Source organism: Pantoea sp. ME81, assembly GCF_903970985.1.
GTDB lineage: Bacteria > Pseudomonadota > Gammaproteobacteria > Enterobacterales > Enterobacteriaceae > Pantoea > Pantoea communis.
This window is the reverse complement of sequence record NZ_CAJCKS010000377.1, coordinates 1-638: the sequence shown is the minus strand read 5'-3', so window position 1 is coordinate 638 and position 638 is coordinate 1. Positions and strand designations below refer to the sequence as shown.

Annotated in this window: 1 pseudogene; it reads left to right on the top strand. The window is 53.1% G+C overall.

The annotated features are described in order from the left end of the window. Nucleotides 1-638, top strand: a pseudogene (locus H7A81_RS27475) (TonB-dependent receptor); the annotation flags it as partial.

Below are 638 nucleotides of genomic sequence, written 5' to 3'. Positions count from 1 at the left end.
CCTGATGGACTCACGCGCATGGGACATGCTGGCGAAGGTCGGTTACTGGCTGGATAACGACCAGCGCATACAGCTGAGTCTTAACCGCTACCGGCTGAAAAACAAAGACAACTACATCAGCGTGACCGGCGATCTCGATGCCGGCAGACTGACCACCTCAGTCAAAGGCAGGCCGGAAGGCAGCGCGCCGCACAACGATGTCTGGACGGTGGGTACCACCTACGATAACTATAATCTGGCGGGTATGAAGCTCACTGCGCTCGCCTATTACCAGCGCTACGAAGCACTTTTCGGCGCGACAAACTCTTCTTCTTTCCAGGATCCGGCCATTGCGCCCATCGGCACCTTATACGATCAGAGCCGCGCCTTTACCAACAAATACGGCACCAAAATTGCGCTGACAAAAGATGATTTCTGGGACGATCGCCTTAAGGCAACGGTAGGATTTGATACGCTTTTTGACAATTCCAAGCAGGATTTATGGTCAACGGGGCGGACTTACGTACCTGAAATTAACTATACCGACCTGTCCCCGTTCCTGCAGCTTGAGTATTCCCCGGTAGAGTCAGTAAAGCTCAGCGGTGGCGTACGCTATGAATACGCGCGACTGAATATTGACAGTTATCAGACGACCTGGG